This window comes from Mycobacterium toneyamaense (genome assembly GCF_055384815.1).
This window is the reverse complement of the sequence record NZ_AP040333.1, coordinates 1,615,585-1,639,445: the sequence shown is the minus strand read 5'-3', so window position 1 is coordinate 1,639,445 and position 23,861 is coordinate 1,615,585. Positions and strand designations below refer to the sequence as shown.

Annotated in this window: 16 protein-coding genes; 5 read left to right on the top strand and 11 right to left on the bottom strand. The window is 69.0% G+C overall.

Features of this window, described 5'->3' with window-relative positions; genetic code table 11:
- The first annotated feature begins 26 nt into the window (after nucleotides 1–26).
- Genes ACZ5IQ_RS07970 through ACZ5IQ_RS07960 form a run of 3 tightly spaced genes read left to right on the top strand, consistent with a single transcriptional unit; the run spans nucleotide 27 to nucleotide 3,693 of the window.
- Complete coding sequence (locus tag ACZ5IQ_RS07970) at nucleotides 27–1,646, top strand: class I adenylate-forming enzyme family protein (protein WP_464481099.1); 1,620 nt, start codon at nucleotides 27–29, stop codon at nucleotides 1,644–1,646.
- Nucleotides 1,633–2,409, top strand: a complete 777-nt coding sequence (locus tag ACZ5IQ_RS07965) for a class II aldolase/adducin family protein (protein ID WP_464481098.1) — start codon at nucleotides 1,633–1,635, stop codon at nucleotides 2,407–2,409. The genes ACZ5IQ_RS07970 and ACZ5IQ_RS07965 overlap by 14 nt, the downstream gene beginning before the upstream one ends.
- Nucleotides 2,410–2,424: 15 nt before the next feature.
- Nucleotides 2,425–3,693, top strand: a complete 1,269-nt coding sequence (locus tag ACZ5IQ_RS07960; RefSeq protein WP_464481097.1) for an amidohydrolase family protein — start codon at nucleotides 2,425–2,427, stop codon at nucleotides 3,691–3,693.
- Between the two features lie 72 nt (nucleotides 3,694–3,765).
- Here the strand turns inward: ACZ5IQ_RS07960 and ACZ5IQ_RS07955 are convergent, their stop codons facing one another.
- A complete protein-coding gene (locus ACZ5IQ_RS07955; RefSeq protein ID WP_464481096.1) occupies nucleotides 3,766–5,094 on the bottom strand; it encodes a M20/M25/M40 family metallo-hydrolase in 1,329 nt (442 codons plus the stop codon).
- Between the two features lie 48 nt (nucleotides 5,095–5,142).
- Between ACZ5IQ_RS07955 and ACZ5IQ_RS07950 the strand changes: the two genes are divergently transcribed.
- Nucleotides 5,143–5,781: a LysE family translocator gene (locus ACZ5IQ_RS07950; RefSeq protein ID WP_212812387.1), complete on the top strand. Its 639-nt coding sequence runs from the start codon at nucleotides 5,143–5,145 to the stop codon at nucleotides 5,779–5,781.
- Between the two features lie 89 nt (nucleotides 5,782–5,870).
- Here ACZ5IQ_RS07950 and acpS read toward each other — a convergent pair whose 3' ends face one another.
- The 4 genes from acpS to ACZ5IQ_RS07930 form a co-directional block, all read right to left on the bottom strand.
- The gene (acpS, locus tag ACZ5IQ_RS07945) at nucleotides 5,871–6,263 is read right to left on the bottom strand and encodes a holo-ACP synthase AcpS (RefSeq protein WP_020102278.1); all 393 of its coding nucleotides are present in this window, start codon (nucleotides 6,261–6,263) and stop codon (nucleotides 5,871–5,873) included.
- A 43-nt stretch (nucleotides 6,264–6,306) separates the two neighbouring features.
- Entirely contained in the window at nucleotides 6,307–15,528 is a 9,222-nt protein-coding gene (locus tag ACZ5IQ_RS07940) for a fatty acid synthase subunit beta domain-containing protein (RefSeq protein ID WP_464481095.1), read from the bottom strand.
- A gap of 536 nt (nucleotides 15,529–16,064) precedes the next feature.
- Complete coding sequence (locus tag ACZ5IQ_RS07935; RefSeq protein WP_406801937.1) at nucleotides 16,065–16,790, bottom strand: DUF1906 domain-containing protein; 726 nt, start codon at nucleotides 16,788–16,790, stop codon at nucleotides 16,065–16,067.
- A gap of 139 nt (nucleotides 16,791–16,929) precedes the next feature.
- Nucleotides 16,930–18,132, bottom strand: coding sequence for a low temperature requirement protein A (locus ACZ5IQ_RS07930; protein WP_464481447.1), 1,203 nt, complete (start codon nucleotides 18,130–18,132; stop codon nucleotides 16,930–16,932).
- Between the two features lie 157 nt (nucleotides 18,133–18,289).
- On the opposite strand from ACZ5IQ_RS07930, the gene ACZ5IQ_RS07925 reads away from it, so the two are divergent.
- Entirely contained in the window at nucleotides 18,290–18,991 is a 702-nt protein-coding gene (locus ACZ5IQ_RS07925; protein WP_406801936.1) for an IspD/TarI family cytidylyltransferase, read from the top strand.
- On the opposite strand, the gene ACZ5IQ_RS07920 is transcribed toward ACZ5IQ_RS07925, so the two are convergent.
- Genes ACZ5IQ_RS07920 through ACZ5IQ_RS07895 form a run of 6 tightly spaced genes read right to left on the bottom strand, consistent with a single transcriptional unit; the run spans nucleotide 18,978 to nucleotide 23,776 of the window.
- Entirely contained in the window at nucleotides 18,978–19,571 is a 594-nt protein-coding gene (locus tag ACZ5IQ_RS07920) for an IspD/TarI family cytidylyltransferase (RefSeq protein WP_406801935.1), read from the bottom strand. The two genes, ACZ5IQ_RS07925 and ACZ5IQ_RS07920, sit on opposite strands and share 14 nt — an antisense overlap.
- Before the next feature lie 18 nt (nucleotides 19,572–19,589).
- The gene (locus tag ACZ5IQ_RS07915) at nucleotides 19,590–20,390 is read right to left on the bottom strand and encodes an ABC transporter permease (RefSeq protein WP_406801934.1); all 801 of its coding nucleotides are present in this window, start codon (nucleotides 20,388–20,390) and stop codon (nucleotides 19,590–19,592) included.
- The gene (locus ACZ5IQ_RS07910) at nucleotides 20,387–21,541 is read right to left on the bottom strand and encodes an ABC transporter substrate-binding protein (RefSeq protein WP_406801933.1); all 1,155 of its coding nucleotides are present in this window, start codon (nucleotides 21,539–21,541) and stop codon (nucleotides 20,387–20,389) included. Before ACZ5IQ_RS07910 ends, ACZ5IQ_RS07915 begins: the two co-directional genes overlap by 4 nt.
- Nucleotides 21,538–22,257, bottom strand: coding sequence for an ABC transporter ATP-binding protein (locus ACZ5IQ_RS07905; RefSeq protein ID WP_406801932.1), 720 nt, complete (start codon nucleotides 22,255–22,257; stop codon nucleotides 21,538–21,540). Before ACZ5IQ_RS07905 ends, ACZ5IQ_RS07910 begins: the two co-directional genes overlap by 4 nt.
- On the bottom strand, nucleotides 22,233–23,255 hold the full coding sequence (locus ACZ5IQ_RS07900) for an acyl-CoA dehydrogenase family protein (protein WP_464481094.1): 1,023 nt from the start codon (nucleotides 23,253–23,255) through the stop codon (nucleotides 22,233–22,235). Before ACZ5IQ_RS07900 ends, ACZ5IQ_RS07905 begins: the two co-directional genes overlap by 25 nt.
- Nucleotides 23,252–23,776: a DUF4242 domain-containing protein gene (locus ACZ5IQ_RS07895; RefSeq protein WP_464481446.1), complete on the bottom strand. Its 525-nt coding sequence runs from the start codon at nucleotides 23,774–23,776 to the stop codon at nucleotides 23,252–23,254. The genes ACZ5IQ_RS07900 and ACZ5IQ_RS07895 overlap by 4 nt, the downstream gene beginning before the upstream one ends.
- Nucleotides 23,777–23,861 lie beyond the last annotated feature (85 nt).

The window sequence follows — 23,861 nt, the reverse complement described above, 5'->3', positions numbered from 1 at the left end:
CGCGCTTATTTTCATATGATTTGAAGATGCGGCCTGCGGAGGCGACCACGATGGACATGGCGGTCACGAGTTCGCCGGCATTCACCGCCGAGGACGTCGCGCGCTTCCATGCCAATGGCTGGTGGACCGACTCCACGATCTCGGATGCCGTACGCGCCAACGCCGCTCGCACCCCGGATCGCGTCGCATATGTTGATCACCCGGACCGGTCGCTGAGCTGGCGTGAATTTGATACCGCGGCAACCACTTTGGCCGGTCAGCTGGCCGGCGCGGGCGTGCGCCCCGGGGACCGGATCGCGGTGTGGCATGGCGACACGACGGCGATCCACGTGCTGTTCGTCGCCATCGAGCGCTGTGGTGCGGTGGTCGTCGGCGTCGGAGCACGCGCCGGAATCCGCGAAGTGACAGCCATCCTGCAGAGCGCCGAACCCCGACTGCTGGTCACCGACCCCCCGCGGCAGGCGCAGGCGAACACCGTGGCCGGCGCCATCGGATGTCCGCTACTGACGCTCGATGAACTGTCCGTCGGTACGGACTCCACGGACCTGAGCCCCGAGGCCCAACTGGGCGCCGACGACGTCTTCCTCATCAACTCGACGTCGGGCACCACTGGGCTACCGAAATGCGTCGTGCACACCCAGAACCGTTGGTATTACTTCCATCAGCAAGCGGTCGCCAACGGCCTGCTGACGTCCGACGACGTGTTCCTCCCCGCCATCCCGACCCCGTTCGGCTTCGGGCTGTGGACCACCCACATCACCCCGATTCTGTTGGGCACCAACAACGTCCTGCTGGACCGGTTCACCGTCGCCGCGGCGTGCGCGGCCATCGAACAGCACAAGGTCACCGTGTTGTGTTGTGTCAGTACCCAATTGACCATGATCATGGCCGACCCGGTGGCCCGCGAGTACGACCTGAGCTCGCTGCGGGTGGTGTTCACCGGCGGCGAGGCCCTGCCGTACCGGCCCGCACACGAGTTCGAAAAGCTTACCGGCGCAACGATTCTGCAGTTCTACGGCTCCAACGAGACGGGCCTGCTCAGCGGCACCACGGTGCACGACTCGCTCGAGCACCGGCTACGCACCGGCGGCCGGATCGTCGCCGATATGGCCGTCCGCCTCTTCGACGGGGACACCGACGTCACCGACACCGGCCGGGGCCAGCCCGCCTGCCGCGGCCCGGCCACCAGTCTCGGCTACCTGGGCGGCACCGACCACGACAAACTCTTCACCGCCGACGGCTGGATGCGGATGGGAGACATCTGCGAAATCGACGCCGACGGCTACCTGCGGGTGACGGGCCGCACGTCCGACTTCATCGTGCGCGGCGGCAAGAACATCAGTGCGGCCCAGGTCGAGGACGTCGTGATGACGCACCCCGCGGTCGGTCTGGCCGCCGCGGTCGCCATGCCTGATCCGGTGTTCGGCGAAAAGGTCTGTGTCTACGTCGAACTGATCGGCTCGTCGACACTGGAGCTCGCCGAGTTGTGCACGCACCTGCTCGCCCAGGACGTTTCGAAGGAACTGCTGCCCGAGCGGCTGATCGTGGTCGACGAACTCCCCCGATCCTCGGGCGGCAAGGTCGCCAAAGGCCAACTCCGCGAAGATATCCGCGCCCGGATGGGAGACGGTCATGACCGCAGCTGAAAAGCCCCGCCGCGGCGGGCTCGAAGTCTGGGCGCCGTCGGTGACACCACCGATCGGCGCCGACCTCACCGACGAACAGGCCATGGCCATCGCGTTCCGGCACCTCGCGACCATCGGCTTCGCCGAGAATCTGGCGGGGCACATCACCTGGCAGCCCGACGGTCGGACCGACATGTACGTCAACCCGTGGGGCCTGTGGTGGCAGGAGGTCACCGCCTCCGACATCTGCGTCGTCGACGAGGACGCGCGCGTACAGCGGGGCCGCTGGGACGTCACCCCCGCGATCCACATCCACACCGAGCTGCACCGCGCCCGCCCCGACGCGCGCGTCGTGATCCACAACCACCCCTACTACGTGTGCGTGCTGGCGGCATTGGGCCGGCTGCCGGAGCTGGTCCACCAGACCGGATCGCTGTTCCTGGACGACCTCTGCCTCGTCGGCGAATACGACGGCGAGGTCGACAGTCCTTCCCGCGCAGCCGAATTGGCGGCCCGGATCGGCTCGGCGAACACGACCATCCTGGCCAACCACGGCGTCATCGCCACCGGCCGCAACCTCGCCGAGGCGGTGTACCGCGCGGCCTCGATCGAGCGGGTCTGCAAGCTGGCCTACGACGTCCTGCTGACGGGCCTGAAGCCGAGTGAGATGAAGTGGTCCGACATGGTCGGCATGAAGTCCTCCCTGATCGAGCGCGCGGCTGACGTGTACTGGGCCGGCGCTGCCCGCCTGACCATCAAATCCGATCCGTCCGTTCTCCAGTAAAGGCGTTGGTACCACATGAAATCCATTGACGATCTGGCCGCCAACCTCGATTTCACCGTCGCCAAGACGGGCGCGGACCGTACCGTCACACTGCTGCCCGACCCGCCGCGTGCTCCGCGCCGCTACACGGTGATCTCGGTCGACGACCACATCGTCGAGCCGCCCGACACCTTCACCGGGCGACTGCCGAGCAAGTTCGCCGACCGGGCTCCGCGGGTCGTCGACACCGCGGGCGGCGGCCAGACCTGGGTGTACGACGGCCAGGAACTACCCAACGTCGGGTTCAACGCCGTGGTCGGCCGTCCGGTATCCGAGTACGGCTTCGAGCCGGTCCGGTTCGACGAGATGCGCCGGGGCGCATGGGATATCCACGAACGCGTGCGCGACATGGACCTCAACGGGGTGTACGCCTCGCTGAACTTCCCGTCGTTCCTGCCGGGATTCGCCGGCCAGCGCCTGCAGCAGGTCACCACCGATCGCGACCTGGCGATGGCCTCGGTGCGGGCCTGGAACGACTGGCACTTCGACGTGTGGGCCGGCTCGTACCCCGACCGGATCATCCCCTGTCAGTTGCCCTGGCTGCTGGACCCCGAAGTCGGCGCCAAGATGATCTACGAGAACGCTGAACGCGGCTTCCACGCCATGACTTTCAGCGAGAACCCGGCGATGCTGGGCCTGCCGACGATCCACTCGGGCTACTGGGACCCCATGATGGCGGCCTGCGCCGAGACCGGCACGGTCGTCAACCTGCACATCGGGTCGTCGGGCTCCTCCCCCTCGACCACGCCGGACGCGCCGCCGGACGTGCAGGGCGTGCTGTTCTTCGCCTACGCCATCTCGGCGGCCGTCGACTGGCTGTATTCCGGTCTGCCCAGCCGGTTCCCGGATCTCAAGATCTGCCTGTCCGAGGGCGGTATCGGCTGGGTCGCCGGGCTGCTGGACCGGCTCGACCACATGCTCAGCTACCACTCGATGTACGGCACCTGGGAACGGCTCGGTGAAAAGCTCACCCCCGCCGAGGTTTTCACCCGCAACTTCTGGTTCTGCGCGGTGGAGGACCAGTCGTCGTTCGTGCAGCGCGACCGCATCGGCGTCGACAACATCATGCTCGAAGCCGACTACCCGCATTGTGACTCGACCTGGCCGCACACGCAGGCGACCATCCACGAGGAGATCGGCGACCTGCCCGCAGACGTCATCCGAAAGATCACCTGGGAGAACGCCTCTCGGCTGTACCAGCACCCGGTGCCGGAGTCGGTACAAAGAGACCCCGAGTCGTTCTAGCGCCGATGCCGAGCGTGGGGGTTTACGCGGAGATCTGACGGATTTTCCACGTAAACCCCCACGCTCGATGCACTAACGCCCCAGCGCACCCAACAACAGCGCCTCGGAGATCGCGGCCTTCTCCAGCACGCCCAGGTGCAGGCTCTCGTTGATGCTGTGCGCCTGCGTGCCGGGATCTTCCACGCCGGTCACCAGAATCGTTGCCTCGGGGAAGGTCTCGGCGAACTCGGCGATGAACGGGATCGACCCGCCCATCCCCATATCCACCGGCGCGACACCCCACGCCTGCGTGAAGGCCGACCGCGCCGCGTCGTACACCGGGCCGCTGGCGTCGATGGCATACGGCTGGCCGACATCACCCGGCGTGACGGTGACCTTGGCGCCCCACGGCGCGTGGCTCTCCAGGTGCCGGGTCAGCGCGGCAAGATGCGCCAGCGCGTCCCCACCTGGAGCGACGCGCATGCTGACCTTGGCCCGCGCCCGCGGTATCAGCGTGTTCGACGCCTTGGCGATCGATGTGGTGTCGATGCCGATGACGGTGATGGCCGGCTTGGCCCAAAGTCGTTGCACCACAGAGCCGGAACCGATCTGTTGCACTCCGTCGAGCATGCCGGTCTCGGCCGCGACCCAGTCCGGGCCCCGGTCGACGTCGGCGGCGGTGCCCTCGTAGAGACCTTCGACCGCGACGTTGCCGTCGTCGTCGTGCAAGGTGGCCAACAACCGCACGAGGGCACTCAGCGCGTCGGGCACCACGCCGCCCCAGATGCCCGAGTGCAGCCCATGATCCAGCGTCGCCACCTCGACGACGCAGTCGACCAGGCCGCGCAATGACACCGTCAGCGCCGGCATCTCGGTGCTCCAGTTGTCCGAGTCGGCGATGACGATGACGTCGGCGGCCAGCAGGTCGCGATGCGCGGCCAGTAGGGCGCCGAGCGACGGCGAGCCCGATTCCTCTTCGCCCTCAACGAAAACCGTCACGCCGACGGGCGGGTTGCCGCCGTGGGCCCGCATGGCGGCCAGGTGGACGGCGATACCGGCCTTGTCGTCGGCGCTGCCCCGGCCGTAGAGCCGGCCGTCGCGCTCGGTGGGTTCGAAAGGATCGGAGTCCCACTGTGCGGCGTCGCCCTCGGGCTGCACGTCGTGGTGCGCGTAGAGCAGCACGGTCGGGGCTCCTTCTGGCGCCGGATGACGTGCGATGACGGCCGGCGCCCCGCCCTCGTGGACGATGTGCACCTCACCGAAGCCCGCCTCGGACAACAGCTTTGCGGTCAGCGCGGCGCTGCGGTGCACCTCGGCGTGCCGGGCCGGGTCGGCCCAGACGGACTGGATACGGACCAGGTCCTCCAGGTCGGCACGCACCGACGGCAGGACGTCCCGCACACGTTCGACAAGATCAGCCATGCCATCGAGCGTAGTGCGCCGGCCGTCTGCCCGGCGTATCGTCACCGCATGCCGTCGATGGGACATCTGCTGGCGTTCGGGTTGATCTCGCTGCTGGTCATCGTGATCCCCGGGCCGAGTGTTCTGTTCACCGTCGGCCGGGCGCTGACCGTCGGCCGTCGCCAGGCGTTGTTGACCGTGGCGGGTAACGCGATGGGCGCCTACGTCCAGATCCTTGCGGTGGCCCTGGGTGCCGGTGCCCTCATCCTGGCCTCGTCGCTCGCGTTCAGCGTCATCAAGTTCGTCGGCGCGGCCTACCTGATCTACCTTGGCGTCCAAGCCATCCGGCATCGACATGGCCTCGGCGAGGTGCTCACCGGCGGTGCGTCCGCCAAGCGGCCGAGCCGGGTCCTGGCCGACGGTTTCGTCGTCGGGATGACCAATCCCAAGACCATCGTGTTCTTTGTCGCGGCGCTGCCGCAGGTGGTGGATCCTGCGGCCGGACGTGTGACGGCCCAGATGCTCGTGTTGGGCGTCGTGTTCCTGTCCATCGCGGTGATCTCCGACAGCATCTGGGCGCTGGCCGCCGGCCTGGCCCGCGACTGGTTCGCGCAGTCCCCGCGCCGCTTCGCCGCCATCGGGGGCGCCGGCGGGCTGGCCATGGTCGGCCTGGGTGTCAGCCTTGCTGTCACCGGCCGCAAAGACTGAACGGCAAACCGGCTGTCGCCTCCGGCTCTGGAAATGTGAATACCCCAAAATCAGCTGATTTTGGGGTATTCACGCAAGCAGAAGAAAAACTAGTCCTGCTCGAGGACCGCGACCGCCGCCGCGGTGTCGCCTTCGTGGGTCAGCGACACGTGGATGGCCACGCCCTTGAGGTGCTCGGCGATCTCGCCGGACAGCCGCACCTTGGGCCGGCCCCACATGTCGGTGACGACCTCGATGTCGCGGTGGATGCCCTCGGGCAGCACCGGGCGCTTCGAGAACCGCGAGCCCGACCACGCCTTGATCACGGCCTCCTTGGCCGCCCAGCGGGCCGCCAGGTGCCGTGCCGCCGACGAACTCTTGTCGGCGGCGTCACGGCGCTCCCCTGGGGTGAACGTCTCCGCGAAGACGGTGCCCGGCTGGTCGACCTGCTCGGCGAAATCCGGAATCGAGACCAGGTCGATGCCCACACCCAGGATGCTCATGGGCAACAACCTAGCGGACCCAATCCCGATACCTCAGAAGGCCTCACGAGCGGGCGTACCACCCGTCCTCGCCCAGGCGCGCATCGGCGTCGAGCAGCATGTCGGCTTCCTGACGCTTCTCCGGCGCATCGTGGTTGAAGCGACGGTCGGCCGGCTTCTCGTACAGCGGGCGCCCACCGGCGATCGCCGACGCCAACCGGTGCTGACCGGCCAGGACCCGCTCACCGGCACGGCGGAGGTAGTCCTCGCGCTCGGCCGGATCGAGAGCCGCCACCAGCGCCTGCGGGTGCACCAGGGCGATGAGGCCCGACACGTGACCGAAGCCGAGGCTGGTCACCAGACCGGCCTTGATCGGCAGGCGGTCGCCGAACTTCAGCGTCTCGCGGACCCACACGAAGTGCTGTGCGTTGGACAGCTCGTCGTCGACGCAGTCCAGGCTGCGGTTCGGCGGGATGACGCCGTCGCGCAGAATCTGGCACAGACCCAGCATCTGGAACGCCGCAGCGCCACCCTTGCTGTGTCCGGTCAGGCTCTTCTGGCTGACGATGAACAGCGGGTTGCCCGGGGACCGGCCCATCGAGGCGGCGAGCCGCTCGTGCAGCTCGGTCTCGTTGGGGTCGTTGGCCAGCGTCGAGGTGTCGTGCTTGGAGATCACCGCGATGTCGTCCGGGGTGACGCCCAGCTTGGCCAGGTCGCGCACCAGCTGCGACTGACGTCCACCGCGGCCGGCACCGAGGGCACCCAGGCCCGGGGCCGGGATCGAGGTGTGCACACCGTCGGCGAACGACGACACGTAGGCGACGACGGCCTGGATGGGCAGGCCCATCTTCACCGCGAGGTCACCGCGGGCCAGCAGGACGGTGCCACCGCCCTGGCCTTCGACGAAGCCGAGACGACGACGGTCGTTGGCGCGCGAGAACTTCGAGTCGCTGATGCCGCGGGCCCGCATCATCGCGGTCTCGGCGGTGGCCGACATGTCGCCGAAGCCGATGATGGCTTCCAGCGTCAGGTCGTCGTAGCCACCGGCGACCACGAATTCGGCCTTGCCCAAACGGATCTTGTCGACACCTTCTTCGACCGACACCGCCGCGGTGGCGCACGCGCCGACCGGGTGGATCATCGCGCCGTAGCTACCGATGTACGACTGCACGACGTGACCGGCGAAGACGTTCGGCAGGACTTCCTGCAGGATGTCGTTCGGCTTGTTCCGGCCCAGCAGGTTGCCGTGGTACATGGTCTGCATCGAGGTCATGCCGCCCATGCCGGTGCCCTGCGTGGAGGCCACGAGGCTCGGGTGCACCCAGCGCATCAGCTCTTCCGGCGAGAAGCCGGCCGACAGGAACGCGTCCACGGTGGTGACCAGGTTCCACAGCGCCAGGCGGTCGATCGAGCTGGCCATGTCCGGCGTGACGCCGTAGACCTGCGGGTCGAAGCCGGTCGGCACCTGGGCGCCGACGGTCCGCGACAGCTTGACCTTGCGCGGCACGCGAATCTCGGTACCGGCCTTGCGGGTGACCTGCCAGTCGCTGCTGTCCGGCACCGGCGCGATGACGGTGTGCTCCGGATCGAACTGGAGGAACGCCCGGGCGTCGGCCTCGGCGGACACGACGAAGGAGAAGTCCTTGTCGAGGAACACCGAAACCAGCAGCGGCGCAGCGTGATCGGGGTCGATCGCGCCGTCGTCCACCCACTCGCGGATGCCGACGCGCTCGAGCACCGTCTCGTGGTAGCGCTCGACCAGCTCAGACTCGTCGACCAGTTCACCGGTGTTGGTGTCGTACCAGCCCGGCTTCGGGTCGTCTTCCCACTTGACCAGACCGGTGGTCCAGGCCAGCTCGAGGACGCCCGCGGCCGACAGCTCGCCGGAAACCTCCATCTCGAAGCGGGTGCGCGACGAGCCGTACGGGCCGAGTTCGGCACCGGATACCAGCACGACCATGTCGGCCGGGTCGATGTCCAGGTCGGCCCACTCCGGAGCCGGCGCGGCCTGGTAGCCCCGCGGCGGCGACGGCAGCGCCGAGATGGTGCCTTCGAGGTCTTCCTCGTCGACAGCAGCCTCGGCCACCATCTCCTCGCGGGCCTTGGCGGCCAGCTCGGCCATGTCGAGCTCGATGTCGCCGAGGCCACCGGTCAGGTCGACCTGGATGGGCTCACGGGCGGCCGACACCTTGGCGTCGATGCTGCACAGGTTCAGCAGCATGGCGGCCATCTCGTCGGTGGTGTACGTGATGACACCGGCTTCCTCGACGGCACCCACGATGGCGTCGTTGTGACCCATCAGGCCGGTGCCCTTGGTCCAGCCGATCAGCGCGTGCGCCAGCGAAACTCGTTGCGACCACGAGGTTTCCGCCTTCCAGCGGGCGACGACCGCGTCGAGCGCGGCCTTCGACTCGCCGTAGGCGCCGTCGCCACCGAACATGCCGCGGTTCGGGGAACCGGGCAGCACGACGTGCAGTCGCGACGCGATGTCACGCTCGGAGCCGATGTGCGAGAGCCCACCGATGAGCCGCTGCACGGCCCACAGCAGGACCTTCATCTCCATCTCGGCGCGGGCGCCGGCCTCGGACAGGTCCCCGGCGACGCGCGGTGCGGCGAACGGGAACAGCAGCGTCGGGGTCTGCGCGTCCTTGAGGTGGATGGCCTTGGGGCCCAGGTTCTCGACCTGCTCGTTGCCGACCCACTCGACCAGCGCGTCAATGTCGCTGTAGGAGGCCATGTTTGCGGGCACGACCCACAGCTGGGCGCCGAAGCGGGCGTTGTCGCGGTACAGCGTCCGGTAGAACGCCAACCGGTCGTCGTCCAGCTTGGACGTGGTCGCGATGACCGACGCGCCACCGGCGAGCAGCTGGCCCACCACGGCCGACGCGATCGAGCCCTTGGAGGCACCCGTGACGACCGCGACCTCGTTGGCGTAGCGGCCCTTCTCCGGGTTCTCCGCACCGGCGGCGGCGCGGCCGTACAGCGCGGCGTGGAGGGTGCGGCCGGAGGCGAGCGCCTTGCCCTGCCACCAGCTGGCCTGCGTGGCCACGACATGTCCGGCGCCTTCGAAGCTCTCGGAGAGCTTGGCCCAGTCGGCGTTGACGTCGTCCTCGTCGAGCAGCCAGATGCGCGCCAGGTCCTCACGGGCGCTGGCCCAGCGGTCGTCGAACAGCACGGCCTTGCGGCCGTCGAACGACGGAGCCACCAAACGCGGCCAGTCCGAACCCAATTCGGCGGTCACGAGGTCGATCAGCTCGGAGTCGGTGGCGTCCGGCACCGAGACCGGGGCCTGCAGACCCAGCTCACCCAGGATCAACCGGGCGGCGCCGGCCAGCACACCGTTGGGGCCGGTGACCTTCTCGGCGAACTCGTTGAGCGCGGCGGAGTCGACCACACCGCCACCGGCACCGCCGGCGGACGGCAGCGACACGGCGATGCCCTTGCGAGCGCCGACCGCGGTGACGGCCGCGTCGATGACCTTGTCGACGGCGCCCGCGTCAGCCAGCGCACCGGCGTGCAGGCCGCCCATATCGCCGCCACGCACGCTGCTGCCCTCACGGGTGCCCAGCGCCACCTCGGCGGTGACGTGCTTGGCCCAGCCCGGGCCCAGCTCCCACGCCTTGCTCACGCGCTCGGTGATGTACGCCGGACGCTTGCCCGAGGGGCCGAGCACCGTACGCAGCTGGTCGTTGATCGCGTCGGAGAGGACGGGACCGAACGGCTTGTAGGTCCGGGCCAGCTTGGTGACCTGCCCCTTCAGGCCGGCCAGGTCGGCTTCCGCGGCACCGTCGATGGCGCCGAGGTTCAGCTCCGAACCGAGGTCGACGAGCAGCTGGTTGCGTCGCGACGACGCACCGTCGGTGATGGACTCGATTGAGTCCAGCGGCTCGATCTGGTCGATGCGCATCTTGGCCGACAGCGCGATGAGCGCCATGGTGGCGTCGGCCGCGTCGTAGGTGATGTCGTCCGGACGGGGGCCACCAGCGGGCGCCGCCGGAGCGGCGGCCGGAACCGGTGCTGCCGCAACAGCTTCCGCGGGAGCCTCCGCAGCTGCAGCAGGAGCGGCAGGAGCCTCGTCCTCGGGCTCCGGGTCGGTGTCCGTCGCGAACAGCACCGCGGCGTCGCGCTCGACGTTGAGGATCTCGGTGGTGTTGTGCGAGTACTCCGGGAGCTTCAGCGTGTTGGTGGCCAGGCCGGCAACCGTCGGCATGGTCTTCACACCGACCTCGACGAACCGCTCGACCCCGAGGCCGCCGGCGGCTTCCTCGATGAACAGCAGGTCCTGCGTCTCGATCCAGCGCACCGGGCTGGCGAACTGCCAGGCCAGGAGCTCCATGACGACCTTGCGCATCAGCTCGGACGGCTTCTCGTTACGCCAGGTGTCGTAGTCGGCGAGGATCTCGTCGAGAGGCTCGGCCGGGACCAGGTCGCGGATCTCCTGGATGAAGTCCTTGTCCAGCGTGAAGGGCCGCGGCACCAGGTTCGGGATGTACTTGCCGACCAGCAGCTCCGGGTCCTGCCCGTGCGGCATGACGCGGTCCAGCGCGCGGCGGAAGTCGGCGACGCCGACCCGCAGCACCTCGGAGTGGAACGGCACGTCGATACCGGGGACAAGGATGAACGAGCGCTTGCCACCGGTGATTTCGCGACGACGCTCGATCTCGGCCTCCAGGGCCTCGAGGCCGCGGACGGTACCGGCGATCGCGTACTGCGAACCACGCAGGTTGAAGTTCACGATCTGCAGGAACTCACCGGTCTCCTCGGCGATACCCGCGACGAAGTCGGTGACGTCGTTGTCGTCGAGGTCGATCTGCGACGGCCGGATGGCGGCCAGGCGGTAGTCCGAGCGGCCCTTGGCGTCACGCGGGACGATGTCGTGCATCTTGCTGCCGCGGTGGAACACGACCTCGAGCAGCGCCTCGAGCTCGTACACGCCGGACACGCACGCCAGCGCCGTGTACTCACCGACGGAGTGGCCGCAGGCGATGGCGCCCTCGACGAACGCACCCTGCTCGCGCATCTCGGCCACCTGGGCGGCCGCGACGGTGGCCATGGCCACCTGGGTGAACTGCGTCAGGAACAGCACGCCGTCCGGGTGGTGGTAGTGCACGCCGCTGGCGATGATGCTGGTCGGGTTGTCCCGGACCACGTGCAGCACCGAGAAGCCCAGGGTTTCGCGGGTGAACTTGTCCGCGGAGTCCCAGATCTTGCGGGCGGCCTTGGAGCGGGCGCGGACCTCCATGCCCATGCCCTTGTGCTGGATGCCCTGGCCCGGGAAGGCGTAGACGGTCTTGGGCGCGGCCAGCTGAGCCGACGCGGCCATCACCAGTTCGCCGCCGACCTTCGCGGTGACCTCGATGATCTCGGCGCCGCGGTCGATGCCGACGCGGTCGACGCGGAACTCGATCTCGTCGCCCGGCAGCACCATGCCCAGGAAGCGCGAGGTCCAGCCGACCAGGCGGGCCGGCGGGGTGGCGCGGCCGTCGGTGGCGGTGACCACGTGCTGGGCGGCGGCGGACAGCCACATGCCGTGCACGATGGGCGATTTCAGGCCGGCCAGCAGTGCGGCGGCGCGGTCGGTGTGGATCGGGTTGTGGTCACCCGACACCACGGCGAAGGCGCTCATGTCGACCGGCGCGGTGACGGTGACGTCGCGGCGACGGCGGCGCGGCGTCTCGGTGGCGTTGTCGGTGATGGCACCGCCGGCGCGGACCGGGTCGGTCAGCTCGGCGGCACCGCTGCGGCCACGGATCGCGAAGCGCTCTTCGAGGCGCGCCAGCTCGGTGCCCTCGGCGTCGGTGATGCTGACCGAGACCGGGACCACGCGGCCGACCTCGGTGTCGACCGCGGCGGAAGCCGTTGCGGTGACGGTCAATTCGGCCTTCTCAGCCGGCATCGGGGCCAGCAGGTGCGCGGCGTGGTCCAGGTGGACCAGGCTCAGCAGACCTTCGACGACCGGGATGCCGTCGGCGGTGACGGCCGCGCCGATGACCGAGAACACGGCCGGCCAGCAGCGGCCGACGAGGGCGTCGGGCACCAGGGTCAGGCCCGGCGCCAGCGGGGCGCCGAAGGTGGCGGTGACGCCGGTGTGGTCGGCGACCTCTTCGGGGTCCCAGTCGGCGGTGACGGTGGCGACGTTGTCGGTGACGGTCGGCAGCGCGTCGACGCCGTCGGCACCCGCGGCGATGGCGAGCACGGCGCGCATGGCGGCCGAGGCGTCCTCGGTGGTGACGACGGGCATGCCGCCGTTGACGGTGGCGGCCGGCAGCGTGAAGCGGATCGCGATCCAGATGTCCGACAGCGGCACGTTCAGGACGACGCCGTCACCGTCGAGCTCCAGCCGGGAGCCGGTGGAAGGGTGTGTCGCCGAACGGTTTTCGTTGACCTGCCACTCGCTGGGCGCGCCGATGCGGTGCACCGGGTTGATGGCGGTGCGGCCGGCCCACAGCACGTCGGGCGAGTCGAGGACGACGGCCAGCGGGCCGGTGACGTCGGCACGGGCCTGGCGACGCGACACGACCGGAACGGGCTTGACACCGGCTGCCAGCACCTCGTCGATGGCGGCCTGCTCGAAGCGGTCCAGCAGCTCACCGACGGGCTCGTCGACGCGCGTGATGCCGGCGACGGCTGCGGTGCCGGGGATGATGCAGACCTGGTCGGCGTCGTAGCGGGCGTCGTGGGCCTGCCACAGCGAGTCGCTGCGCCACCAGCGGCGCACGTCCTTGTCGATGACCGGCACGAAGTTGACGGGCTTGCCCAGCGTCTTGCACAGCGTGATGAAGAACGGGACGTCCGCCGGGTGCAGGCGCAGGGTCTCGGCCTCGGGGTACCGGGCCAGCAGCTCGGCGATGGCGCGCTGCGGATCCTCCAGCAGCGCTTCACCTTCCGCGGTGGCCGGGAACAGCGTCTCGATGCGACCGGCGTCGGCCGGGTTCAGGCGGGCCTCGGCGCGCTGCAGCATCTCCTCGAAGCGGTCGCGCCAGGTGATGTCGAGCCACGGCGAGTGGTCGCGCTTGGTGTCGGCGGTGCTGCTGCCGTCGCCGATCGCGAGCTCGACGTAGCGCTGCAGCCACTGCTGGTAGGTCATGTCCGCGACGTCACCGAAGTACGGCTTGGCGGTGTTGGCCATGGCGGCGATGATCTCGTCGCGGCGCTCGGCGACGGCGTCGGCGTCACCGGCGACCTCGTCGAGCAGGCGGCCGCACCGCGACGCGGTGTTGTCGATCTCGTGGATGTCCGCACCCAGCTGGCTGCGGCCGGAAGCCATGCCGCCCTGGGCCTTACCGGCGCCGACCCACTGATCGGTGCCCTTGGTGTCGACCAGGAGCTGCTTGACCTGAGGCGAGGTGGTGGCCTCGAGGGTGGCCATGGCGGCGGTGCCGACCAGGATGCCGTCGACCGGCATCAGCGGGAAGCCGTAGGTCTCGGCCCAGCGGCCGGACAGGTACTCGGCGGCGCGCTCGGGCGTGCCGATGCCACCACCGACGCAGATGGTCAGGTTGGCCTGCTTGCGCAGGTCCGAGTAGGTGCTGACGAGCAGGTCGTCGAGGTCCTCCCACGAGTGGTGGCCACCGGCGCGGCCGCCCTCGACGTGGACGATGATCTCCTTGTCCGGGACCTCTTCGGCGATCTTGATGACCGACTTGATCTGGTCCACGGTGCCCGGCTTGAACACCACGTTGGTGATGCCGATCTCGTGCAGCTCATCGATCAGCGCGACGGCCTCGTCGAGCTCGGGGATGCCGGCGGTGACGATGACGCCGTCGATCGGGGCGCCCGACTGGCGCGCCTTCTGCACGATGCGCTTGCCGCCCAGCTGCAGCTTCCACAGGTACGGGTCCAGGAACAGCGAGTTGAACTGGATGGCACGGCCCGGCTCGAGGAGCTGGGTCAGCTCGGCGACGCGGTTCTCGAAGATCTCTTCGGTGACCTGACCGCCACCGGCCAGCTCGGCCCAGTGGCCGGCGTTGGCGGCCGCGGCGACGATCTTGGCGTCGACGGTCGTCGGGGTCATACCGGCCAGCAGGATCGGCGAACGGCCGGTCAGGCGGGTGAACTTGGTCGACAGCTTGACGTCACCGTTGGGCAGCTCGACGGCGGTCGGCGCGAAGCTCGACCACGCGGGCTGCACGACCGGGGCGGCGCCGACGGTGAACAGCGAACGCTGGCCGGCGCGGGTCGCGGCGGGCACGATGCCGATGCCGAGGCCGCGGATGATCGGCGAGGTCAGGCGGGTGACGGTGTCGCTCGGGCCGAGGTCGATGATCCAGCGGGCACCGGCGTCGTGCATGCGCTCGACTTCGGCGACCCAGTCGATGGGCTTGACGAAGATGGCCTCGGTCATCGCGTGGGCCAGCTCGGTGTCGATACCGCACTTGGCGGCCCAGCGGTCGACGACCTCGATGCCGTCGGCCAGGCGCGGGGTGTGGAAGCCGACCTCGACCTGCACGCCCTGGAAAACCGGGCTGAAGACGGCGCCGCCGCGCAGCTTGTTCTTGCGCTCGGCCTCGTCCTTCTCGGTGATCTTGCTGCAGTACAGCTCGAAGCGGGCCAGCTGCTCCGGGGTTCCGGTGATGACGACGCTGCGACGGCCGTTGCGGATCGACAGGACCGGCGGCAGGACGGTGCGGACGTCCTTGGAGAAGTCTTCGAGCAGTTCGGCGATGCGCTCGGGGTCGACGTTGGTGACCGACACCATCGGCGACTTGTCACCGCGACCAACCATGCCGCGGCGGCGCGACACGAGCGAGCCGGCGGCACCGATGAGCTGGAGCAGCGCGAGAAGCTCGGCGTCGCGGGTGCCGTTGGCCTTGAGTGCCTCGGCGGCGATGATGCCCTGCGAGTGGCCGGCGACGGCGACCGGCGGGGTGCCGGCGAGGTCCAGGCCCTGACGCTGCACGGCGCGGATGGCGGCCATCTGGGCCAGCAGGATGCCGGGGCCGGAGATGGCGGCGGTGGTCAGCTGCTTGGCCGACGGCAGCGGCTCGTCGGCTGCGAGGGCGCGCACCCACTGCATGGGCTCGAAGCCGATGGGCCGCACGACGACGAGCTCGCGCGCGACGGGCTCCAGCAGCAGGGCCGCTTCGCCGACGATCTCGCTGAGCTCGGATTCGATGCCGGCCGAGCTGACGAGCTCTTCGAGGTTCTCCAGCCACGAGGCACCCTGACCACCGAACGCGACGGCATACGGCTCGCCGGCGTTCAGCAGGTCCACGAGAGCATGGGCGCTCGCCGCCACCGCCTCGGTGTTGCCACTGGTCACATTGCGGTGCTCGTTGATCGTCATGCGTCCCTCTCGTCTTTGCCGCGCGAACCGGTCAGGTGCTTGGTCTTGGTAGTCGGCCCTGGGGCAACGCGATGCGACGTCGGATCACGTGAGGCCCGTGCTACGTCTGGCGCCCGATTTTTCGGGTGCCTGAGAGCCGGGCCGACTGCACTAAGAGTGTCATAAGATTCGCGGCGTTTTTCTGCCGGAAATGGTTACCAACGAGTTCTACGGATCGGTAACCACCTACGCGGGTAACACCGCGTCGTGGGACTGCCCGTACCCAACAGGACAAACGTCCTGTTGGCGGCTGGTTACGGTCGAGTAGTAACAACATCGCTGATCAAAGCGGTATTGTTATCAAATCGTGACCATGCTTGTGACGGTGCTGGACCTTACTAATGAGTAGGAAAAGACCCGTTCCAGAAAACACTCGACAATGACGGTCTGTGTGTCTATACAGGCGGTAAGTTACCGCGCCGCCATTTGCTGCGGTTTCATCTCGTTTTCTTAGAGCTGGCCGCCAGCTAACTACTGAGCGGTAATCTGCGCGCCCGTCAGTCCCACTGCCCGAAGCGCGGCTTGAGGATGTGGTTGATGTCGACGCCGACTCCCCCGACATGGCGTTTGTCGATCTCGACCTGATGCAGTGCGGCCGCCGGATGCGCGGTCCCACCGGGCGAGCCCCAGTTGTGCTGCCAGAAGTACGACCCCAAGCCGTCCTGCACGGCCCACTCGATGGTCTTGGAGTTGGCATACACGCCGACCCGCTGGTGCCCCAGCACTGATTCCCAGCCGCGCAGGTAGGGCGCAACTTGTGCTTTGTACTGCTCCGGAGTCGGATCGTCGTCGATCGACGCGTAGATCGGCGCCCCGACCGGGCCGCCCGCCGCGGTGTGCAATGCGAACCCGCGCTGGGCATGCTGCACGCCGGCGGCGTGCCCACCCAGCCAGTCGGCCGTCGACTCCTTGCCGTACTGGTAACAGGAGACGATCTTCAGGCCACCCTTGTAGAGATCGCGCGCCTCCGGCAGCTCGATGGGCTTGCCGAGCATCCACGCCCCGCCCGGCCGGCGGTCCGACACATACCGGATGGCGCCCAGCGCCCCGGCCGACCGGATATCGGACGCGCTGATCACCCCTGCCGCGTAGTCCAGCAACACTCCGTAGGGGGCCGCCGAGGCGGTGGTCGCGCCAAGTACCGATTGCAATCCGGCGCCGAGGCCGACAGCGGCCGGCGCAGCTGCAGCGTATTTCAGCAGGTCACGACGCGAAATTGCCACGCGTCTCAGGATATGACAGCTACCACTTCCGGCCCGTTAGCCACACCAGTGCAATCCTGACCCACCCGATGTGAAGAAGATCGTCAAAGTTTCGCGATTTCTCGCCATCGTCTTCACGCTCGGCGCTCACGTTTGGCGCTCACGTTTGGCGCGCGACCGCCTCGGCCACGTGCCGGTGCCCGATGATCTCGAACCCGGCCACGCTCACCGCCGGCGCCAGGCTGGCCACCAGGAGGCAGAGCGCCATCGGCACCCCGACGGCCGCGAGGACCACCGTCACGATCAGGACCACCGCGGTCAGCACCACCAGCAGCAGGTGCAGGGCGTCCACCGAGCGCAGCATCAGCGCGTACAGCACGTAGACCAACGCGATGTAGACGCCGACCGGGATCACCACGCTGAGCACCGTGGCCACCGATCCCAGCGCCGAGTGGTGCTGGATGTAGTACGCGGCGGTGTGCAGGCCGGCACCGGTCGCGACGATGGCGCCGTACACCGGCATGTGCAGGTAACCGAACCAGAAGCCCCGCTCGCGGTGCGCGTGCAGGGCGTCGGCCGACGGCACCATGAAGTACACCCACCACATGCCGAAGGTCAGCGCCGTGCCCGCGATCGCCAGCAGCACCGCGTCCCACGACCAGCCGTGCTCGCCGACGACAGCCGACAGCGAGGCGACCGTCCCGACGACACCCTCGCCGAGGGCGATGATCGCCAGCAGTCCGTAGCGCTCGGCGATGTGGTGCGCGTGCCACGGGGTGCCGCCGCACTTGGTCTCGGCGATCATCGGACCGCCCAGCTCGATGAGCGCCAGCAGCACCCAGCAACCCAGCGTCACCGGCACACTCGTCGGCAGGAACACGGTGCCGACCCAGCCCACCTGGACCACCGCCACGATCCAGACGTACGTCATCGCCGCCGCACGCCGCGACGGGTCCTGCTTCGCAGCCCGTAACCACTGGCCCACCAACGCAATTCGCATCACGACGTAACCGGCCACCAACACCGCGTTGTCGACATGGTGGCCGTGCTCGATCGAGGCGTAGAACGCAGGCAGGCCGAGTGCCAGGACCAGTACGCCGACCATCTCGATCATGGTCATCAGGCGGAACACCCAGTCGTCGGTGTCGTACGCCGAGGCGAACCAGGTGAAGTTGATCCACGCAAGGCAGATCGCGAAGGTGGAGAAGACGAAGCCCGTGATGCCGGCGCCGACGTGGCCCGCGGCCAGCATGTGCGACAGTTCCGACGCCGCGACCCCGAACGCGACGACGAAGGTCAGGTCGAACAGCAGCTCCAGCGGAGTGGCGACGCGGTGCCTTTCGCGCGGATCGCGGCCCCGCATCGGGGTCAATCGATGCGCGCGCACCTTGCTGTGTGGGTCGGGAGCGTCCTGGTGCGTCCCATCCATGCCGTGTCCCTTCAACGATCCGGGCCCCGTCCGGGCCGCATCACGGTAAGCCTGCCGCAGATCCCCGTTCCCGTCCCACTACCGTGAAGACGTGTCCGCTCCCCCGATCGCCGTCGGCGTCGTCCTTGCCGCCGGCATCGGATCGCGCGTCGGGGCCGACGGCAACAAGGCCTACCTGCAGTTGGCCGGCCGCAGCATGGTGGCGTGGTCGGTGGCCGCCGTGGCTGCCAGCCCCGAGGTCGCCCGCACCATCCTGGTGTTCCGGCGGGGTGAACGCGACCAGGTGGCGGCGCTCATGGCCGACGAACTCCCCGACACCCCAGTCGAATTCGTCGAGGGCGGCGACACCCGGCACGGCTCCGAACACAACGTGCTGAGCTACCTCGCGGCGGACATCGATGCCGGCGCCGTCGACGTGGTGCTGATCCACGACGCCGCCCGCCCGCTGGCCGGTGCCGAGCTGATGGACACCGCCGTCGCCACGGCACGGGAGCGGGGCGGGGCCATTCCGGTGTTGCCGGCCGGTGACGTGTTGCGCCTGACCGGGGACGGCCTCGGCGCCATCGAGCAGTCGCTCGTCCGGGTGCAGACGCCGCAGGCCTTCCGCGCCGCGCCGCTGTGGCAGGCGTATCAGGACGCGGCCGCCGCCGGTTTCGAGGGCACCGACACCTCGTCGTGCGTGGAGCGCTTCACCGACCTCGAGGTCCACGCGATCGCCGGATCGGCCCAGAACTTCAAGGTGACCTTCGCACACGATGTGCAGGTCGCCGAGCGCCTGCTCAGCCGGCGCTGACGATCGCATCAAGCAGTTCCCGATCGTGCGTTAGGTCGGCGACGAAGCCGTTGGGATCGCCGTCGACCGTGCCGACCTTCAGGCCGGCGGCCGTCAGCGCCGCGAGGTCATCGGGATCTGCGCCCAGAGCCAGCGCCGCCGCCGAGAAGGCCCGCGGGTACTGCGCGGTGACGAGCTCCGAACGGTCCACGTTGCCCAGCACGATGCCCTCTGCGGCAACGCTTTTCACACTGTCGGTCATCGGCAGGACCGGCAGGACGACGTCGTGTTCGGTCAGCCCCGCCGCCACGCGTGCCGCGAGATCGGCGGGAGCGAGCGGGTAACGGACATCGTGCATCAGGATCGCATCCGCCTCGGCCAGAGGCACGGGTCCGGTACGCACGGGCACCTCACCGAGGCCATGAGCCGCAAGGCATTCCGTTGCTGCGGCGACCAATCCTTCGGCGGCCACCACCGTTACCGGCGCCACGTCACGCACTGCACACACGGCCCGCACCAGTGCCGGTGCACCGGCGATCGGCGCGGTGAAGTCGGCCGGCGCCAGGGCCGCGGGCACGGTCACGATCGCCGAGAGAGTCACCGCGCCACCTTAGCGCCGTCAGCGCGCGACTCCTGGCCGCTCCGGGGAAGTCAGCCGCCGGGCGACGACATCCAGCAGGAAACCCAGCGCACCGATCACCACGATCACTGCCACGACCTGGTCGTAGGCCAGCTGGTCGCGGGCGTTGAGCACCTGGTAGCCCAGACCCGAACGCACGCCGAGCATTTCCGCCGGGACCAGCACCACCCAGGCGATGCCCAGCGCCACCCGCACGCCGGTCTGCAGCTGTCCCCGGATCGCCGGCAGCACCACGGCAGTGACCAGTTCCCACCGCGTGGCATGGAACGACCGCGCCACGTCCAGGAAGCCCGGGTCGACAGCGCGCACGCCGGCCACGGTGTTGATCAGCACGGGCCACACGGCCGCCACCGCGATCAGGAAGATCACGGGCTCGTTGCCGATGCCGAACACCGCCACGGCGATCGGGGCCCACGACAGTGGCGAGATCATCCGGACGAACTGGACGAGCGGCGCCGCCGCGCGCTCGGCCGTGCCGCTGAGTCCGAGCAGCAGGCCGGCGGGAATGCCGACGACGACCGCCACCGCCAGGCCGATCACCAAGCGCCACAGGCTGATCCCGATATCGGGCAGCAGCACGCCGCGGGAGAACAGGTCGACGACGGCGGGCGCGACGCGCTGTGGTGCGGCCTGCCGCAGCAGGGAATGCGGGGCGGACACGACGGTGGTCGTCAGCCACCAGAGGCCGATCGCGACGACGACGGCGCCGACCGGCGGGGCCCAACGGCGCACTGCCACCGGCGGATCGATCGCCGAGCGGGCGGGTGTGGTGGTGGTCATGACAGCTCCAATTGCTCGGTTCGGGTGTAATCGCCGCTGAGGCCGAAGGCGGCCGGACCGCCATGGGCCTGAATGGCATTACGGACGAAGGTGTCGTCGACCAGGTCGCTGTGCACGGTGGCGGGGTCCAGCCGCTCCAGGAATCGCCGGTCGCCGTCGATGACGGTGTCGCGCATGGCCGTAACGAGTTCATCGGTGAAGCTCGGGAACGGGAACGGCTGAAAGCCGAGCCGCTGGGGTTGCCACTCCGGGTGCCGCAGCGGGTAGGGCGCGGTGGGATACGTCATCGCGAGCGTGATCGCCGGTACCGGCTGGGGCAGGTACCGCCCGCCGCCGAGTTTCGCCGCGGCCGCCTTCCGATCGTTCGACAGCGCGAGTTGTGCCGTCACCACCGCGTCCGTGAGCTGTTGCACGGCCGCCGGTCGACTGGCGATGACGTCGTCTCGGGTCACCAGGGCGCAGCAGGCATGGTCGCGCCACACGTCGCCGAGGAAGGTGTGGATGCGCCCGATCTTCTTCGTCTGGGCCATCGCGTTGAACGGGTCGGCCACCACGTAGCCGCCGATGGTGCCGGTGGCCAGTGCCGGCACCATGTCCGATGGGCTCATCACGACGAGTTCCACGGTGCGGTCGGCCCGCGACGCCGAGCGGCGGATCACCGGTTGCAATCCGTTGGCCCGCAACAGCTTCTGCAGCACGATGTTGTGGATCGACCACCAGAACGGGATCGCCAGCTGCGAACCCGCAAGGTCCGGCAGCTCCCGGATGTGCGGTGCGACCGTCAGTGCCGAGCCGTTGGTGTGGTTCCATCCGAGTACCCGGACACCGCCACCGAGCGCGTAGCGCAGCTGCACCGCCATGGGCATCAGCAGGTGCACGACGTCGAGTTGACGGTTCAGGAATGCCTCGCCCAGCGCCGCCCAACTCCGGAACAGCACGGGCTTGCCCACACCGGCCGGATACAGACCGGCGGAGTGCGCCATCAACAGCGGTGCGGCGTCCGTGATCGGCAGATAGCCCACGCGCAGCGGCCCGCCGGCGGCCGAATCGGTCGTGGCACTGTGCGCCAGGTCGGCCAGGCCGAAGGCGCCACCGGCCGCCGCTGCCGCGGCGATCAGTGCGTGCCGCCGTGAGATCAGCAGCCGGCTCATGCCACCCACAGTTCGGAAACCCGGTAATGACTGAGGATTTCGTCACGCAGACCCGACTGGTCCGCCTCCCCCAGGTGCCATTGACGCTGAATCCGTCCGCCGTCGGCCAGCAGTACGACGCGCTGCGCCAGGCTCAGCGCTTCTTCGACGTCATGCGTTACCAGCAGCACCGTCACACCCAGTTCGGTGGTGAGCGTGGTCAGCCACTGCTGCAGGTCGGCACGTGTCGCGGGGTCCAGCGCGCTGAACGGTTCGTCCAGCAGGAGCAACTGGGGCCGGGTCGCCACGGCGCGCAGGATGGCCACCCGCTGGGCCTGACCGCCGGACAGCTGGTCGGGATAGCGCTCGGCCAGCCCGTCGACGCCGAAACGCCGCATCAGCTCTGCCGCATAGTCCGCGTCGAATCCCTTGCGCCGGTGTGCGAATCGCCGCGCGTAGGACACGTTGCCCTGCACCGTGAGCCACGGCAACAGCAGCGCGTCCTGGAAAACGACTCCGATGTGCGGACGCTCGCCGCCGGCGGGCCAGCTGACGGTTCCCGAGCTCAGCGATTCCAGCCCGGCCAGCACCCGCAGCAGGGTCGATTTCCCGCTGCCGCTACGCCCGAGCACCGCGACGAACTCCCCTGACTCGATGGCGAGATCGATGCCGTCGAGGACGACGCTGTCGCCAAATGTCTTGGTGCCCGCGGTTATCCGAACTGCTTCAGTTCCCACCTGAGTTGTCCTTCCGATGGTGATTGCACGGGCAGAAAGGCTGCTTCGCGGAACCGGCGGTTGGCGGCCGTCCCCGCGCGATAGCCCTGGCCACCGGCCAGCGCCGATTCCAGGCGGGTCGCCCCCACCGCGACTTTGGCGGCGTCCAGTCGTAGCCGGATCACGTCGGCCAGGTTGGCTTCCCCTGGCGCCGAGGCGAATTCGTAGAGCCGCCGGCGGTTGTCCTCGGCGTGCGCCACCAGGTCGGCGAGGTCGCCGTCGAATTGGGCGGCCAGTGCATCGGTCGCCCGGCCGGCCGCGGTCAGCGCCGCCCCGGTGACGCCGACGCAGAACGCGGTCTGCAGCAGCAGGAACGTCGGCTTGATCCCGCGGACGAACGCGGTGAGGTCGGCGCTGATGATGCGGTCCGCGTTCACCTCGACCTCTTCCAGGCGCAGCGACGTCGACCGGGTACTCCCCAGGGCCATCAGCGTGGGCGCCGGGTCGACCACCACGCCGACCGCGCGCACGTCGACGGCCACGACGTACAGGCGGCCCGTGACGGTCCGCGCCGGCAGGACGATCAACGCATCGTCAAAGACGTTGGACGCCCAGCGGATTGGTCCGTTGAGCCGCAGACCACGACGCGTCTCGCCGGCGAAGATCGGGAGCTGTCCGAGGCCCGCGACGTGCTTGAGACCGGCTGCCATGGCCGTCACACCCGGGCGGTGTGCGGTGAGCAACGCCTCCGACAGGTCCGGCCGGTCGGCGAGGTAGTGAATCGCCATCTGGTGTGCCCAGGCGGAGAACCCCGCGGCGAGGCTCACCGCCGACACCTGCTCGATCACCCGCACGGTGTCGGGCAGGTCCGGCAGCCCGAACAATCCGGCAGCGCCGAGGGCGCGCAGATCGTCACGGACGTCGGTGCGCCCGGCGTCCAGGTCACCGGCCCGGGCGTCCACCCCGGCCGTGACTTCCGCCAGTCTGGTCGCGACGTCGTCGGACACCAGAGTCGTCATTGCCCACCACTTTCCAGTCCGTACAACCGATCAATCGGTGTCTGCACCGCCACGCGCGCCCGCCGTACCGCGTCCTCGTCCGGCGCGTCGTAGAAACACAGGCACTTGTCCATGTCGACGCGCACGTAGGTGCGCAGGAAGCTGACCTCGGGCACCTCCGCGTATTTCGGCGCGTTGGCCTTCTTGCGGCTCAGGTAGCTCTCCATGTCCAGGTCGGCGGGCAGGTCCCACTCGACCAGGTACCCGGCCGTCGGACGGACGGCTTTCAGCTGGTCCAGTTCCGCACCGACCAGTCGCACTTCGTGCGGACCGGTCAGTTCGGTGGCACCGACCGACGACGCGGCGATCGGCAGCGGACCGCCGGCGAGCTCCGCCACCACGAACAGCCGGTGCTGAGCGGTGACCTGTGCCTCGATGAGTTCGCCGCCGGCCCGGTGCACTTCGGCGTCGAGCGTCTTGATGGCCTGGTCGACCTCGGCCCGGCCGGGCAGTCCTGCGATTTCGTAGAGGTACAGCGTCACGGTGTGTTCCTGTTCGTCGGGCGTCGATGACATCACGACGCTCGCATGAACAGACCGGTCTGTCTATCGACTGTTCTCCGCTATG

Coding starts and splice junctions, on each gene's coding strand:
- ACZ5IQ_RS07940 (WP_464481095.1), bottom strand. CDS start 15,528: ATGACGATCAACGAGCACCGCAATGTGACCAGTGGCAACACCGAGGCG.
- ACZ5IQ_RS07965 (WP_464481098.1), top strand. CDS start 1,633: ATGACCGCAGCTGAAAAGCCCCGCCGCGGCGGGCTCGAAGTCTGGGCG.
- ACZ5IQ_RS07900 (WP_464481094.1), bottom strand. CDS start 23,255: ATGACGACTCTGGTGTCCGACGACGTCGCGACCAGACTGGCGGAAGTC.
- ACZ5IQ_RS07950 (WP_212812387.1), top strand. CDS start 5,143: ATGCCGTCGATGGGACATCTGCTGGCGTTCGGGTTGATCTCGCTGCTG.
- ACZ5IQ_RS07960 (WP_464481097.1), top strand. CDS start 2,425: ATGAAATCCATTGACGATCTGGCCGCCAACCTCGATTTCACCGTCGCC.
- ACZ5IQ_RS07910 (WP_406801933.1), bottom strand. CDS start 21,541: ATGAGCCGGCTGCTGATCTCACGGCGGCACGCACTGATCGCCGCGGCA.
- ACZ5IQ_RS07970 (WP_464481099.1), top strand. CDS start 27: ATGCGGCCTGCGGAGGCGACCACGATGGACATGGCGGTCACGAGTTCG.
- ACZ5IQ_RS07915 (WP_406801934.1), bottom strand. CDS start 20,390: ATGACCACCACCACACCCGCCCGCTCGGCGATCGATCCGCCGGTGGCA.
- acpS (WP_020102278.1), bottom strand. CDS start 6,263: ATGAGCATCCTGGGTGTGGGCATCGACCTGGTCTCGATTCCGGATTTC.
- ACZ5IQ_RS07955 (WP_464481096.1), bottom strand. CDS start 5,094: ATGGCTGATCTTGTCGAACGTGTGCGGGACGTCCTGCCGTCGGTGCGT.
- ACZ5IQ_RS07930 (WP_464481447.1), bottom strand. CDS start 18,132: ATGCGGGGCCGCGATCCGCGCGAAAGGCACCGCGTCGCCACTCCGCTG.